The sequence below is a fragment of the Massilia sp. CT11-108 genome, from assembly GCF_047302915.1.
Classification (GTDB): Bacteria; Pseudomonadota; Gammaproteobacteria; order Burkholderiales; family Burkholderiaceae_D; genus Telluria; species Telluria orientalis.
Genome location: NZ_JBKYMO010001400.1, coordinates 1 through 317, shown reverse-complemented (window position 1 = coordinate 317; position 317 = coordinate 1). Strand labels below are relative to the sequence as shown.

Sequence of the window (317 nt, the reverse complement as noted above, 5' to 3'; positions counted from 1 at the left end):
GCGCCAGCAACAGCGGGAGGAACGCGTCGCGCGGGGCGGCCACGAGGTGCTCGACGCGGTATTTCTGCCACGCGCGGTACCACAGCGCGAGCATGCGCGTGCTGAACATGTCGAGGAAGGCGCGGGCCGCCTGCGCGTCCTGTCCGTCCTGCGGCAGCGCGAGCAGGCGTTCCGTCACGTGCAGCGGCAGCGCCCCGTGCGCGCCCAGCAGGCCCATGAAACTCGGCGTCAGGCGGTAGCCGTCGGGTTCCGCCGCGGCGGCCTCGATCTGGCTGGGCGGGAACGCCAGCGCGAGGCTGTTCGCGAAGCGCAGGTGG

At 73.2% G+C, this 317-nt stretch carries 1 protein-coding gene; it reads right to left on the bottom strand.

All coding sequences use genetic code 11. From position 1 onward, the window contains the following. The coding region (locus tag ACEN88_RS35000; protein WP_413347025.1) for a type VI secretion system baseplate subunit TssG at positions 1-317 on the bottom strand (317 nt) is incomplete at both ends.